The organism is Dryocola sp. LX212, assembly GCA_041504365.1.
GTDB lineage: Bacteria > Pseudomonadota > Gammaproteobacteria > Enterobacterales > Enterobacteriaceae > Dryocola.
Map to the genome: position 1 here is coordinate 515,275 of CP167917.1, position 14,458 is coordinate 529,732.

Consider the following 14,458-nt stretch of genomic DNA (forward strand, 5'->3'; position numbering starts at 1 on the left):
CTCACAAAGCAATTATCTAACACTTTATACTAATCTAATGCAAAGACTGGGGATTTGATACGAGTGCTGGCTATGCTTTGACGCACTGTGATGAAGATCTATTATCCGGTGTACATATGGGCACTAAAGCCCCGATATGACACTATAGCTGCCAGCCTGACTAAATTACACTTGCGGGATCTCATGATTAAAATGACCGATGTGGCAGGTCGTTAAATGGAGTTTACCTTGATAATCGGACTCTTACAGGCAGGCGTATGCCATCCCTGAAGGGCAGACAGACGCCATGCTGATGAATGGATTAAAAGGATTGAGAAGGGCACAGCGGTGTGGTTGTCACACTATGGAGTTATGGCGTAAATTAACAACCATCAGCAAAAACGATGTATGAAATATCAGCCCTGACTACAACCAAATGAGCGTTCAATACTGCTATAGCGTTTGGTTCGATGCTTTGCCATGTAACTCAGACGGAAAGTAAGTGCATCCAGTTTATCCATGAATTCCGGCTTATTGAGCTCCAGGAAAGCCATAGGATTATCAACAAAGTGCACTAGCGTCAGATATTCAGGCCAGTCACGCTTCTTCATTGCACTTAGCCACGCGTTCTGAACAAGAGAGGCCAGACCTTTCCCCTGTTCGCCGTAGCCTCCCAGAGCATTGAACGTGTCGGTATTGACGAAAAGTGCCATGTGGTAATGCTTCTTGCCACCCAGCTCTGGTTGCTCCAGCACCCAGACGTAGCGAACTGAAGAGCGATGGCAGCGTTTACCTTCCCTGGCTTTTCTTTGTCGGTAAGCGGCTATCTGAGCTTTCAGTGAGTCGATAAAGCGGGACATTAGCCCCGGGCTTAAGTCTGCATCACTGACAATACTGTCACCCACATCTCCGGCTTCCGGTAAGTGTAAATCCACCCTGATAACCGTGGTTTGTGGATGGTCCTGCAGTGCGTTACAGAGTACCCCTTCGATACGCTGTAGATATTTCTCGTTGAAAGGTTCATGGCGTTGGTCCACTACCATTGGGTGGATGATGTCATCGAACAAAAACATAATAGTTTCCTCCACCTGTAGGGAAACAGCAGGTATAGTGCTGCCTTCCTGAAACACAGACAGGCATAGTGATTGGGAGATTCAGGGAGTAACGCTGATAGGGATATTGATTACAGGCGTTGCTAGTTGTTCAGCATATGGCTCAGATGATTACAGCCTTATGCCCTGCAGAGGTTTATTTAAGTGTTTGTATTATATGGTCATTGACAGGTTTTTAGGCTCTTACCCCACAGGTAAATACTACCTATCCGACATTAGTTCCGCTTAGCGGAACCTTTTGTGGCAAGGCTTAACTTATTGTTTCAATGACAATAATTACTCCGAAGTTAGCAGTTCCATAAAATATGTATTTGCCCTGGAATGGTTATGTATCCGTCGCATTTCGAGCGGCTCAAATCAGCGGATCGAGTACAGTGCGGTAGGCAAAGCAGACGTATTCATCCATCATGCTGGTAAGCATGTGGTTCTCAGTCTGCCGGTCATTAACCCAGTTATTTACTTCCTCGCTTGTTTTGAACTTTAGACTTTCAATCCAATCAGCAAGACAATTCCCCAACATCAAATCGTACCAGCACAGCCAGACAAGCTTTAGACGAAGTTCAGTCCCTCTAAACTGCTGAAACAGGCTGGTGAGCTTATTTGCCAGTGAACGCTGTTTTAAACGGACACATTCGGAAAGCAGAACGCCTTCAAGCATGGGATGGTGGGCCAGCAGGTGTTCCTGCGTTAATAAGCTTACACTCAGGTCATCATCTATCGATAATGATGCTGCCGCTGCCTTTCCATAAATAAGCCGATGTAGCCAGTGAGGCACAATAGCAATAACAGGTTCTTTCCCTGGTAAATTAAGACAGCCAACCGTCAGGCTATGATAGTGATATATGTTTTGATGACACATTCCCTGCCGGACAGTCAGCTTCGTAAAATCCGTCAACCAAGTCTGGTAGCATTTATGAAGTTCTTCGTAACGCGGTTTATAGTCTTTCATGGTTCATATTCCTTCTGGCTTAAATTACAGGAAACAGAAAATCTCCGGGTAGCCGGATAATTATTTTCATGCTGCGGGTTTAGTTAGGGGAGAGGCCTATTTGCGTGACTGGTTAATGCGTTCCTGAAGCCAGGTTTCAACTTCACTTTTTAACCAGCGGGAGCTACGACCCATTTTTATTGGTTTTGGGAAAACATCATCTTTAATTAGCTTATAGAACCACTTGTCCGTTAAACCTGTCAGGTTGGTGATAAATGCCATATTGACAAACTGGTCTTCTAAAAGAGATGGATGGGTATTCATTGTTCGTTTCTCCGGTTAAGAAAGGTAAGCCGGACTCGTGATGTTTGATAACGACCACGTGCTTCGGCATACCAACCCGGTAATCTGTAAAAAAAGTTGAAGGTCATTGACCTCTATGCCACTACGGGCCTACAGGCAAATTGAATTGCTTAGTGTTACCTCATAACGATCCGCCAGCTATCAGCTACCGAGTTCCCTGAACGCCACTCCATACCAATTTCTTGGCTGCCATTGAGCACTGTGCTAAGGGAAATTTTTTCATTAAATGTCATAAGGTCGCTTACTGCGGGAGTGAATAAAGCATCCACTTCTTTCCTTGTAGTTACTGAGCAGTCAATCGAGTTAATGGCAGAGGGACGTGACTGCTGAATTTGGCTACGATTTTTGTGCAGAACACAATGGGGTAAGTTTTTTCATGGGTTGTAAGTAGAATACTGTATCCTTGATGCGAAAAAGGCTAGGTGCCATACCTAACTTATTGATATTTTATGTTGTATCTGAAATTTAGCACTACACTTTTACTACAGTAATACACTGTTTTTATATCATTATTTTCTTCAAAAAAAGTATGGTTTACATCTGGGTTGTGTTCTTTTACTCTTGAGTGAAATGATTGAAAACAACCATTCTGGAGTAGGAGATGTATCGTGGAGGGGGATGAATTCGATGAACGGGAAATGCGAAAAAAGACACAGAGGCTGGCAAGTCGCCTGAAGTGGTTAAGGACAAACCCCAGGGCAAGGCATTTCTTTCTCTTTCATTTACTAACAAAGAAAACCGTAGCACTTGCTAGTGCGAACATCCGAACTACTCCCGATGTGCCGAAGCTTCATGTCCATGATCCAAAAGTGGTCATGTCCCCTCAGAATACGGGAGAAATGAATAATAAAAGCGAGATAAATTTTCAGGATTTAGACCTGGGCTTAGAGGAGTTAGATATAAGTTTGGTTCTACCAAAATGTGATCAGGCTAATGGATTAGACTTCTCAAGGATAACAAACACGGATGTCATTCCAGATGTAATGGAAAAAATAATCGATGTTATTTTGAATATGTATCAATCGCCAAGACTGGCGGACCAAGTGATTACGGAAGTGGTGGTAGCTTGGGCTAATGCCAGCAATCAATTCCCTAGTGCATTTTCATGGCTGGACAAGAATAACGAAGAACAATGTTTGTGGGTTTGGGAGCAAATGAGGAAAAAATATATTTCTATTGATACCAAACCTATTTCCTGTGAACAACGTTACCATTTCATTATTGCCGTATTTGATAACTGGAAAGGCTGGAGTAACGAGCAACTGGGTTATCTGAAGGAAAATAAAAGAAGGAAGGGCGAGAAATTAATTTCTCATGGTTTGGGAAGTGCAAGTTCATTAAATCACAAAGAAATATTGCTCGAAGAACTGGGTAAGGCTTGGGAGCAAAAATCCCGTAGGAAAAAGATAAAAGATACTGCCCCAACTTTAAAACTGAATAAAATATACCAAAAAAGGCTGAACCAGATTGCTGAAGGTAAACACATGACGTTGGATGAGACACTCAAATGTCTCATCGACAATGAGTTATTACGTGTGAGCATGTTGAAGGCTAGATAGTATAAAATCAGATGCGGTGCAGGACACACATCTACACATCATTCCAAATAATTTCAGACAGATATTATCTCCATGAATCACCCCCGAAACTATCTTGGCTCGGGGGTTTTGTTTTTCTGTCTGAGGTCGTTTAATGAAAAAATCAGAAGGTCTGCAGGCCATCGAAAAGCCGCTGGCGTCGCTCCCCCATGCCATTGGCAAACATATTCTTGAGCATATTCAAAAGCTCACTCACTACGAACCAGTCATTGGGATCATGGGCAAAACAGGCGCGGGAAAATCATCTCTGTGTAATGCGATTTTCCAGGGGGAGGTTACGCCCATCAGTGATGTCCACGCCTGCACCCGTGACGTACTGCGATTGCGTCTGAGCAGTGGTGACCATAGCCTGATACTAGTAGACCTGCCTGGAGTAGGCGAGAGCGAGCAACGGGATAAAGAATATGAATCTCTATATCGCAATATTCTCCCTGAGCTAGATCTCATCTTGTGGGTTATCAAAGCCGATGATCGAGCCTTCTCTGTGGATGAACGCTTCTACCGTCGGGTGATGACTGACCACCAGCAGTGGATACTTTTTATCGTTAACCAGGCTGACAAAATAGAACCCAGCCATGAGTGGTATGTCACCGGCAATGCACCATCACCGCACCAGTTGGTGAATATTGAGGCCAGGCTGGCATCCATTCGTCAGTTATTTTCACCACTCCATCCGGTGTGCGCTGTCTCTGCGAGAACAGAATGGAATCTGCCATCAATGGTAGAAACCATGATGTGCTGCCTGCCAGACCGAGCCACCAGCCCATTGGCGACACAACTGCACGGGAGGTTATGCGGTGAACCGATAAAAAAGCAGGCTCGTGAGGGCTTTGGCAACGCAGTAGGAGAGGTGTTTGATTCTGCGGAAGCGGCATCATTTATTCCTGCGCCATTAAAAGCGATTATTCGTACTGTCCGCGATGCCGTAGTATCCGTTGCCCGTGCCGTTTGGGACTGGATTTTCTTCTGAGCTGGCTTACCTGCCATTATCTTCGGGACATACCCTGTCCGTTCTGATGTTTTATAATCTGCTGAATTTCGAAACTTTCCCCTTTACGCCCCGTCACGGTTGATTTCAGCAACAGTAAAAAATACGTCTTCTTGTGTCCACTCCCTGCCCCACCCCTTCGTTAAAATAACTTTTTAATTTTCAGCTAATTATCTCACTGGAGAACCTGTCTCATGACTCAGGCTGAACGCCGTCATGACCGGCTTGCCGTCAGGCTGTCGTTAATTATCAGCCGCCTGGTGGCGGGTGAAACTCTGGATTTGCGAAAGCTGGCAACTGAATTCGGTGTGTCGGTTCGTACCCTGCGCAGGGACTTTCGGGAACGTCTGATGTATCTGGATCTGGAGTATCACAAAGGTCAGTGTCGCTTGCTGTCCGGAGGTCGACAGAGAGAGTTGGCGGTGATGACGTTTGCTCGCCAGTCGGGTGTTGAAGCGCTGTTTCCTGATATGGATAACCATTTGGTTGCTTCACTGTTGAGCGGTCCCGGTGAGTCTCCCTGCCTTATCTGGCAGGGAGTGGCCCAAGTGTCATCCCCAGACTCGGGCGTGTTCACGCGACTGGTGAGCGCGGTATCGGAACACCGGAAGGTGACGCTACTGGGAAGCGGCTGTCGTTGCACAGACCTTGCTCCCTATCGCTTGGTTCTGCGTGAGGGAGAATGGTATCTGACGGGTGAGCATCAGGCCCGGATTGCCGTTTTTCCCCTGACTGATATTCGGGCGGTCACGCTCCACAACGGCAGCTTCGTTCCAGATATAGCGATGCGCGACATCCTCTCTCACCCGGATTTTCTTCAGGCTTTACCCCACTTTCGCTTTTTCCACTCATTGCTTGTCGCAACTGACGGCGGGCTTATACCTCAGAAGGAATAATCACAATGAAATTGCTTACCACTACAGTGCTGGCCGCCAGTTTTTGCTTTGGTGTTGTGTTTCCGGCTGACGCTGGAAACACTGTCGGCACAGTCAAAGCCTGGCAATACATGCAGGCTGACGGCTGGAAATCCGCCGATGGTATGGATGACAATAAGCTGCACAACATGCTCTATCAAGCCAGCGTGATTGATAACTACCCGTGGACGAAACAGTTTCTGCTACGTGTCCGTGGTGGCGGTGCCATTTTCCTGGCCGACAAGAAAACCCACACCATTCGCCAACTAAAACTGAATCCACTTAGCGGTAATTACAACGATATTGAAACGGTCTACCAGGGAGAGAATAACGGAAATGGATGTTATTTCGCCATTATTGATAATAAATTCTGGGCAAGAGACGAGGCCGAGCAGAATGTTCTCTATGGCTATCCTCGCGTCGATAATGTGGAAAACGAGCTGGCTAAAATCAGGCAGCAATTCAGCCCACAGGTAGTTATGGTCATGCCGGATAACTGTGTGAATAAACAGCAGCAGGCCGTTTTGGCTGCTAAACGTTCGGAAGAAGACCGAAAGCTCCAGCAATGGGTGGCACAGCAAAGTCTCGCTGAATTATGTCGCCGCACAGGAAACTGCTGATCTCTTCTCAATACCACTAAAGGCAAAGATCGATGGAAAAGGATTATCAGAAGGTTATTGCGATACCGACTCTCACGACGGCAAGGGTATGGGCAAAGCCTATTTACCGCAAAATCGCGCCACCCATGAGCCAATTTGTTAAAGCCTTACCTGTCATCGCCGGTTTAATACTGTGCCACCTGTCATCCGCTTATGCTGATGAACAACGCTATATCAGCATCCGCAACACCGATACCATGTGGACGCCCGGTAATATCTGCGTGTATCAGTTCCGCCTGGATAATGGTGGTAGCGGAGTGGGTTTCGGCCAACTGGCTGTTTCACTGCGTTTGAAAGACAAAGCAGGCAACACACTGGCGACAGGTACCATGGACGTAGCCCCCTTTGGTGATAGCGACGCTACCCGTTCTCAGGAGGTTTTTCTGGAGCATGAATGTGTTGAAAACGTCAACGCTGTTGAAATCATGAAGGCGACCGAAGAGCGCAATGGCCATCAGGTTAGGCTGCCACTGTCCGTTTTCGACCCACAGTATTACCAGCCATTGCCGATATCGGTTGCCGGGAATAAGGCATCATAACTGGCTTAGCTTTGCATCTACCAAACATCAACTTAGCACAATCCTTCACTACACATCAGGCCATGCCTCCTTCGGGAAGCATGGCCTTTTCGTTTTTAATCTCTAAATAAGGAATAGCCATGACCCGATTAGCTTCTCGCTTTGGATCGGTGAACCTCGTTCGCCGCGATCGCCCATTAACCCGTGATGAACTGGCGCATTACGTACCGAGTGTATTTAGTGAAGAAAAGCATGAATCACGCAGCGACCGATACACTTACATCCCGACCATAACCCTGCTCGATAACCTGAAGCGTGAAGGCTTCCAGCCGTTCTTTGCCTGTCAGACCCGTGTGCGGGACCAGAGCAAGCGTGAACACACCAAACACATGCTGCGCCTGCGCCGCGAAGGCCAAATTACCGGCAAGCAGGTGCCAGAAATTATTCTGCTTAACAGCCATGACGGCTCCAGCTCATACCAGATGCTGCCGGGGCTATTTAGATCGGTTTGCCAAAATGGACTGATTTGCGGTGAGAGTTTTGGTGAGGTGCGCGTACCGCATAAAGGCAATGTGGTGGAGAAAGTCATTGAAGGGGCTTACGAAGTACTGGGGATATTTGACCGAGTGGAAGAGAAACGCGATGCCATGCAGTCGTTGCTGTTACCGCCACCAGCCCAACTGGCAATGGCAAAAGCAGCATTAACCTACCGCTTTGGCGAAGAGCATCAGCCGGTGACGGAATCACAAATCCTATCCCCACGCCGCTGGCAGGATGAAAGTAACGACCTGTGGACCACTTATCAGCGCATTCAGGAAAACCTGATTAAAGGCGGTCTGTCTGGACGAACCACCAAAGGTAAACGCGCTCATACACGCGCTGTTAAAGGTATCGACGGTGATGTAAAGCTTAACCGTGCTCTGTGGGTGATGGCTGAGAATATGCTGCAGCTTGCCTCATGAACCTTTTTATTATCCCTTCCCTCAGGCCTTGCCAATAAACCGGCGAGGCTTTTTGTTTTAAGGAACAAATATGTCTGTATTTAATTTATCCCCGGTATTTCCTGCAAACGAGCAACGCGTCATTCGTCGGGCATTACGCCTGCTGGAGAAATATCAGCGTCAACCGAGTGAGCCATTTACCTCCACCAGCTTCACTAAGACCTGGCTGCAATTACAGATGGCTCATCAGGAGCGTGAAGTTTTTATCGTGATGTATCTCGACAATCAGCACTGCCTGCTGGGATGCGAAACACTGTTTACCGGCACACTTAGCCATACCGAAGTGCATCCCCGCGAAGTGGTTAAATTGGCTCTGAAACACAATGCCGCTGCGGTAATTCTGGCGCATAACCATCCGTCAGGTACGACAGAAATCAGTCAGCAGGATAAACACATCACTCAGCGGATAGTGAAAGCGTTAGCACTGGTAGAAGTGCGAGTGCTGGATCATTTGGTTGTTGGGAACGAAGAGGTGTCTTTTGCTGAGCAGGGTTTGCTTTAAACGGAGGTTTTCATGTCAATCACACCACCTCATGAATGGGGTCTACAAAGCGATATCACCCCACGATTTGGCGCGAGATTAGTTCAGGAAGGCAATCGACTGTACTACCTGGCTGACAGGGCTGGATTGACGGGTAACTTTACCCCGGAGCAATTGCAGAAACTGGATCTGGTTTTCCCGCTGTTTGTAGAACAACTGGAAAATATGCTGCGTGCTGGCGAACTAAATCCACATCAGCAACATCAGGTGACCATTCAACGTGCGAGTTTAACCTGTATAGCTGATACCCGTGGTAGCTGTGGCTACGTTTACATTTCTATCTATCCAACCCAGTAACACCTTCTCTCTTCTCTTTTATCAGGATTCAACTCATGCAAATTTCATCTGTACCGGCCACGGTGCCGGTTTTGTCACGCCTGTCGCCCGTACAGGTCTGGCAGCAACTGTTAACGTATCTGCTGGAGCACCATTACGGCCTGACACTTAACGACACGCCATTCCACGACGACGCGGCCATTGAGGAGCATATCGACGCAGGAATCACGCTCGCCGATGCTGTTAATTTTCTGGTGGAACGTTATGAACTGGTACGCATCGACCGCAAAGGATTTACATGGCAGGAGCAGACGCCATTCTTGACCGCCACCGATATTCTCAGAGCCAGGCGAGCTACAGGATTAATAAATACCTGAATTCTTCGAGCCTCATTCCTGATTTTTACCTCTGAACTTCCAACCTTTTTTATTCATCGCATAATGCGCCTGCCACTCCCGGCAGGCGTGTTTGCTTTAATGGACGATTAACGATGCAAACAGAACCCGACGTGTTAACGGAACACAATGAACTCATCTGTTCGACCAGTATCGAACGAGTAGTCTCTTGCCGCGATTCCGCACTTAAACAGATTGAACAACTCATTGAGCAGCTTGATACCATTTCACGACTAACCTCAGAAATCGGTGGTGGTACAGCGCAAGACTGGGCGATGAAATCCGGGCACCGCTACGATAGCTGGCTGACTGAGAAGACTGACAAAGCGATGCCTGCCGTCACCCGCAATATAGATCGCAGCATCTGGCGAGACCTGATGCTGAAGTCCGGCATGATGGCCTTGATGGATGCACAGGCTCGCGACCAGTGGCATAAGAACCTGGATGAGGGCGACCTTCCTGCAATCAGCGAGGCGAATATCCTCAGCACCTTTGAACAGTTACATCTCAACAAAATGGATGTCTTTGAACGTGGCATCATCAACGTCTTCAAAGGCCTGTCGTGGGATTACAAAACCAACAGTCCCTGCAGCTTTGGTAAGAAGATCATCATCAATAATCTGGTAAGTCACAATCGCTGGGGATTTAGTCTGAACTGGGGTTGGCGGCGGGATCAACTTGCGGACCTGGAGCGAATGCTATTTTTGCTGGATGGAAAACCCATCCCTGACAACCGTGGCGATATTTCTACCCGATTGATGGATCATATCCGGGATAATCCGGCTAAGGATGTTTACGAAGATGAGTTCTTCAGCATTCGTTACTATCAAAAAGGCACGGCGCACTTGACCTTCAAGCGTCTGGAGTTGATTGAGCGAATGAATGACATCATTGCTAAACACTTTCCGGGAATGCTGGCTTCGAGATGATGGGGGACTGATGTTGTTTTCGCCGCAGGTAGTTACGCGAACACAAATATGCTATTTTAATAAGTGTTATTAACTTTTATTAAAAGGTGGCGGTCATGAGACAACACGCGAAACAGACGATCAGCGCTCAGATCCCAGCAGAGCTTGCAGCTGCGGTTGAAAACCTGGCTATTGAACTGGATAGATCCAAAAGCTGGGTTATTAAAGAAGCGTTGACCGCCATGATTGAAGAGAGAGAGCGGCGGCATCAGCAGATTTTGAAAGGGCTTGCTGATGTCGATGCGGGAAGGGTGGTTAGCCATGCGGATGTGGTTGACTTCGCTAACAAACTGAAAAAATCATAACCCATGGAAATACAGTGGACCCAAAAGGCCCAGGATGACCTGGAGCGTATTTATAGGTTTGCCTGTCAGTACAGTCGGCAACATGCTGACAATGTGTTAGAGCGTTTGATCATCGGAACCTCAGGGCTCGCCGACCATCCAAGAATCGGTGTATCTCAGATAAGATATGAACCACGAGAAGTGAGGAAAATTTTGTTTGATGATTATGACGTTCACTATGAAATTCAGCGCGATACTATTTATATTGTTGACCTTTGGCATACCAGAGAGGATCGCTGAAGTTCGTCATCTTCTAGGCAACTCTTTCCCCGATTCGAGTCCCAAAATCAACGATTTAATGTGTTGGTATCGATGTTGGTATATTATCTAAATGTTATTTTTTATTGATTTTAAATCAAAGGATTAGTCATTATGTGCGAGTCCGGCCTTCGCACCATTAGTATGTAAATAGACCTCAACTGAGGTCTTTTTTTATGTCTAAAATCCAGTCCCCGCAAGGCTTCCCTCGCTTTTTCAGTCAACATAAGTCAACCTGATTCAATCTACATCAACTTACTGATGTGGGTACAAATGCGGGTATATCCCGGTTCGATAATGTTTGTACCCACACAGAACCCTTGAAAGGATACTCAACATGGCTCTGAGTGATGTGAAGGTTCGTACGGCCAAGCCTGTGAATCGCCACGGGTTTAACAGACACCTCAGAGTCATTTAAGATGGCTTAAAGAGAGGTGCCCATGAGCGGTAAGCGTTATCCCGAAGAGTTTAAAATTGAAGCAGTCAAACAGGTTGTTGATCGCGGTTATTCTGTTGCCAGCGTTGCAACACGTCTCGATATCACCACCCACAGCCTTTACGCCTGGATAAAGAAGTACGGTTCAGATTCTTCCACTAATAAAGAAGAGTCAGATGCTCAGGCCGAGATCCGCCGTCTCCAGAAAGAGCTGAAGCGGGTTACCGACGAACGGGACATATTAAAAAAAGCCGCGGCGTACTTCGCAAAGCTGTCCGACTGAGGTACGCCTTTATCCGTGACAACACCTGTTGCTGGCCTGTTCGCCTGCTCTGTCGGGTGCTGGATGTTCATCCCAGTGGTTTTTACGCCTGGCTTCAGCAGCCGCATTCACAACGCCATCAGGCAGACCTGAGGCTGACAGGGCAGATTAAACAGTTCTGGCTGGAATCGGGATGCGTCTATGGTTATCGCAAAATCCATTTGGATCTGCGGGACAGCGGGCAACAGTGCGGAGTGAACAGAGTCTGGCGACTGATGAAACGTGTCGGGATAAAGGCTCAGGTCGGATACCGGAGCCCGCGGGCACGTAAAGGCGAGGCCAGTATCGTGTCGCCCAACAGGCTCCAGCGACAGTTCAATCCGGATGCTCCGGATGAGCGTTGGGTAACGGACATAACCTACATCAGGACCCACGAAGGCTGGCTGTATCTTGCCGTGGTTGTTGATCTGTTCTCACGCAAAATTATCGGCTGGTCCATGCAATCCCGGATGACAAAGGACATTGTCCTGAACGCACTGCTGATGGCTGTATGGCGGCGTAATCCCCAAAAACAGGTGCTGGTTCATTCGGATCAGGGCAGTCAGTACACAAGCCATGAGTGGCAGTCGTTCCTGAAATCACACGGCCTGGAGGGCAGCATGAGCCGTCGCGGTAACTGCCATGATAATGCGGTTGCAGAAAGCTTTTTCCAGTTGTTGAAACGTGAACGGATAAAGAAAAAGATGTACGGAACGCGGGAAGAAGCCCGCAGCGATATTTTTGATTACATCGAAATGTTTTATAACAGTAAGCGTCGGCATGGTTCTAGCGATCAGATGTCACCGACAGAATATTAAAACCAGTATTATCAACGGCTCGGAAGTGTCTAGATTATCCGTGGCGATTCACTCTGCAATTCCCTGTTCCAGGGAGAAGTCACGTCGGTCAGCGATGTGGAGGCCTGCACCCGCGATGTGCTGCGCTTCAGGCTCCGCAATGGCAATCACAGCCTGATGATTGTTGATTTACCTGGTGTGGGTGAAAGCGAGCAACGCGATGAAGAATACACTGCACTGTATCGCCGCATCCTACCCGAACTGGATTTAGTTTTATGGGTCATCAAGGCTGATGATTGAATAGACCCGGATTCACGACGGGAATATTCATTTTACTGATGCATGGAACGAGCGCCCTACAGCTTGATAAAATAGAGGGATTAATGTGAGCGATAAAAATCAGAATGATGTGGTGCTTTGTATGCTATTAGATGACATTCAGAGTGGACGAATCATAAAGATTCACCCCGATGAAAAAACTTTTTACAGAACGAGGCGTACCGGGTAGGGCTGATTATTATTCCTCTCATTGAGGTAGTGTTATAAATTCTGTGTCATTCCAGTAATATATAATCAAAAAGGAATGACACAGAATTTCTAACATTCCTTGCTCAGGCATGTACTGCATACGAGAGTATGCCTCTTTTTTATTACGTTTTATTGAATAGCAGAGATATTGCAGCCTGATCGCTCAGGAAAAATACTCTCCATGAAAATCGGAGCGGTTAATTCTGTATCCAGACTAGCTATCTTATTATCCGACAATCTATTTACTGATATTTAGCTTTGGGATCAAATTTCACTATATCGCTGGCCATTTTATCGATTAATGCTTTAACTGACTCAGCCGTTAACGGTGTTGATTGGTTAGGTATCATCTTCCCCTCACCCTTACGCACAGCTTTAAATACTGGCTTATTGGTTTTCGCGTCGATCAGCTCAGCTTCGAAATAAAGATGAGTATCAGCAGTACGGTGACCCGTTATGTTTTCAAGACCGGCAACAAGCAGCGCGGCAGGTACAACCTCGTAAAACTGCAACCCTTCTTTGCTCAAATCTACACCGGTAATTGCTCCCTTAAATATCAAACTACGTGGGCCTGCCATAGTGGCCAGCGGTTTCCTTTCAGAGATGGCACTCTTTATTTTCAAATCAGTATAATTGCGGATGCGATCCAGTGCTAGCTGGCCAACCTGAGTATTTACCTTCGGCTTCGGATAGTAGGTTATAGGGTTATAGACAATATTATCATAATTTGCCGGATTGAAATTTGGATCAACCCAGCGAAGTTCGGGTTCACCGGAGGGAGTCTTCATCTCTTTGAGGTTTGAATAATCACCAAGGAAACCTGAGTATTTTTCTGGCTCAGCTAGCTTTGAAGTACAGCCGACTAACATTAGCGCACTGCTAAACATAGCTAAGCAGAACATCTTTTTTCGATACATGCTTAAATCTCCTAATAAAATCCGTTAACCCCTTGTTAACGCAACATCAGGTTTAACAGAAAAAAAAACCTCACGGTTGAGAAAAAGTGCGATTAATGGCTATTGAAAACCATTAATTTGTTTATTTTTAAACAAAGATGTTCGGTTTACGTATCAACTGAACGTTCTGGGGCGCAGGTAGCTATAGTTTCCTGCCAGTTTATTCGAACGATGAAAGCTTATTATTCCAGAGAGTAACCGGTTCATCATCCTCGCGAGCGATAATGATGGCTACCGCCACGATTCTTTCGCCAGGTTTCACGTTCTAGTGTGATTTGCAATGACAAAACCACAGTCGATATGACAGGGAAAGTAGCGAAATTGACAGGCCTGGGTAACGAGCAACGTTGCTACTTTATAAAAGACAAATCTGTACTGGAGCTTCCAGATAAATATTTAGGAGAGGCAATAGCCAGGGATGTTTATAAGCTCTCTGTGGTTGCAAATATTGGTGATATTTACTATTTGTCTCTTGCCGATCACTCGATTAACAAAGCAGGGCTCAGGTTTAAAAATGGAAATATGGTCAGAGTAGACTGCCCAACAAAATAAAAATATTAAAATGGCTGTTAGTTTACACTTCCAGCCATTTTATGTA

Annotated in this window: 18 protein-coding genes and 1 pseudogene; 15 read left to right on the plus strand and 4 right to left on the minus strand. The window is 46.6% G+C overall.

The features are described from left to right. Window positions 1-395: 395 nt before the first annotated feature. The 3 genes from ACA108_02515 to ACA108_02525 all read right to left on the minus strand — a co-directional run bounded on the left by ACA108_02515 (window position 396) and on the right by ACA108_02525 (window position 2,343). The gene (locus ACA108_02515; protein XEX96438.1) at window positions 396-1,052 is read right to left on the minus strand and encodes an inovirus Gp2 family protein; all 657 of its coding nucleotides are present in this window, start codon (window positions 1,050-1,052) and stop codon (window positions 396-398) included. A gap of 391 nt (window positions 1,053-1,443) precedes the next feature. Further along, a complete protein-coding gene (locus ACA108_02520; GenBank protein ID XEX96439.1) occupies window positions 1,444-2,040 on the minus strand; it encodes a hypothetical protein in 597 nt (198 codons plus the stop codon). A 96-nt stretch (window positions 2,041-2,136) separates the two neighbouring features. Beyond that, window positions 2,137-2,343 (minus strand): helix-turn-helix transcriptional regulator, encoded by a 207-nt coding sequence (locus ACA108_02525; protein XEX96440.1) that lies wholly within the window; start codon window positions 2,341-2,343, stop codon window positions 2,137-2,139. 647 nt (window positions 2,344-2,990) lie between these two features. On the opposite strand from ACA108_02525, the gene ACA108_02530 reads away from it, so the two are divergent. The 14 genes and pseudogenes from ACA108_02530 to ACA108_02595 all read left to right on the plus strand — a co-directional run bounded on the left by ACA108_02530 (window position 2,991) and on the right by ACA108_02595 (window position 12,673). Further along, a complete protein-coding gene (locus tag ACA108_02530) occupies window positions 2,991-3,941 on the plus strand; it encodes a hypothetical protein (GenBank protein XEX96441.1) in 951 nt (316 codons plus the stop codon). A gap of 133 nt (window positions 3,942-4,074) precedes the next feature. After that, window positions 4,075-4,950, plus strand: a complete 876-nt coding sequence (locus tag ACA108_02535; GenBank protein ID XEX96442.1) for a GTPase family protein — start codon at window positions 4,075-4,077, stop codon at window positions 4,948-4,950. Between the two features lie 212 nt (window positions 4,951-5,162). Continuing rightward, on the plus strand, window positions 5,163-5,864 hold the full coding sequence (locus ACA108_02540; GenBank protein ID XEX96443.1) for a helix-turn-helix transcriptional regulator: 702 nt from the start codon (window positions 5,163-5,165) through the stop codon (window positions 5,862-5,864). A gap of 5 nt (window positions 5,865-5,869) precedes the next feature. After that, a complete protein-coding gene (locus ACA108_02545; protein ID XEX96444.1) occupies window positions 5,870-6,502 on the plus strand; it encodes a hypothetical protein in 633 nt (210 codons plus the stop codon). A gap of 125 nt (window positions 6,503-6,627) precedes the next feature. Continuing rightward, window positions 6,628-7,080 (plus strand): IrmA family protein, encoded by a 453-nt coding sequence (locus ACA108_02550; protein ID XEX98005.1) that lies wholly within the window; start codon window positions 6,628-6,630, stop codon window positions 7,078-7,080. Between the two features lie 119 nt (window positions 7,081-7,199). After that, complete coding sequence (locus ACA108_02555) at window positions 7,200-8,021, plus strand: DUF932 domain-containing protein (protein XEX96445.1); 822 nt, start codon at window positions 7,200-7,202, stop codon at window positions 8,019-8,021. Window positions 8,022-8,091: 70 nt separating this feature from the next. Next, window positions 8,092-8,562: a DNA repair protein RadC gene (gene radC, locus ACA108_02560; GenBank protein XEX96446.1), complete on the plus strand. Its 471-nt coding sequence runs from the start codon at window positions 8,092-8,094 to the stop codon at window positions 8,560-8,562. 12 nt (window positions 8,563-8,574) lie between these two features. Further along, window positions 8,575-8,898: a type IV toxin-antitoxin system YeeU family antitoxin gene (locus tag ACA108_02565; GenBank protein XEX96447.1), complete on the plus strand. Its 324-nt coding sequence runs from the start codon at window positions 8,575-8,577 to the stop codon at window positions 8,896-8,898. Between the two features lie 35 nt (window positions 8,899-8,933). Next, window positions 8,934-9,254 carry a TA system toxin CbtA family protein gene (locus ACA108_02570; GenBank protein XEX96448.1) on the plus strand — a complete coding sequence of 107 codons (321 nt, stop codon included), beginning with the start codon at window positions 8,934-8,936 and terminating at the stop codon, window positions 9,252-9,254. A gap of 113 nt (window positions 9,255-9,367) precedes the next feature. Next, window positions 9,368-10,201: a DUF4942 domain-containing protein gene (locus ACA108_02575; GenBank protein ID XEX96449.1), complete on the plus strand. Its 834-nt coding sequence runs from the start codon at window positions 9,368-9,370 to the stop codon at window positions 10,199-10,201. Window positions 10,202-10,296: 95 nt separating this feature from the next. Continuing rightward, window positions 10,297-10,545: a CopG family ribbon-helix-helix protein gene (locus ACA108_02580; GenBank protein ID XEX96450.1), complete on the plus strand. Its 249-nt coding sequence runs from the start codon at window positions 10,297-10,299 to the stop codon at window positions 10,543-10,545. Between the two features lie 3 nt (window positions 10,546-10,548). Further along, window positions 10,549-10,824 (plus strand): type II toxin-antitoxin system RelE/ParE family toxin, encoded by a 276-nt coding sequence (locus ACA108_02585; protein ID XEX96451.1) that lies wholly within the window; start codon window positions 10,549-10,551, stop codon window positions 10,822-10,824. A gap of 458 nt (window positions 10,825-11,282) precedes the next feature. After that, a protein-coding gene (locus ACA108_02590; protein ID XEX96452.1) for an IS3 family transposase occupies window positions 11,283-12,397 on the plus strand; the annotation gives its coding sequence in 2 pieces (ribosomal slippage) (window positions 11,283-11,520 and window positions 11,520-12,397; 1,116 coding nt in all). Window positions 12,398-12,445: 48 nt separating this feature from the next. Then, window positions 12,446-12,673 (plus strand): annotated as a pseudogene (locus tag ACA108_02595) (GTPase). Window positions 12,674-13,146: 473 nt separating this feature from the next. Here ACA108_02595 and ACA108_02600 read toward each other — a convergent pair. After that, complete coding sequence (locus tag ACA108_02600) at window positions 13,147-13,821, minus strand: DUF3313 domain-containing protein (GenBank protein XEX96453.1); 675 nt, start codon at window positions 13,819-13,821, stop codon at window positions 13,147-13,149. A gap of 309 nt (window positions 13,822-14,130) precedes the next feature. Here ACA108_02600 and ACA108_02605 point away from each other — a divergent pair, with 309 nt between their 5' ends. Then, complete coding sequence (locus ACA108_02605; GenBank protein ID XEX96454.1) at window positions 14,131-14,412, plus strand: hypothetical protein; 282 nt, start codon at window positions 14,131-14,133, stop codon at window positions 14,410-14,412. Window positions 14,413-14,458: the final 46 nt, after the last annotated feature.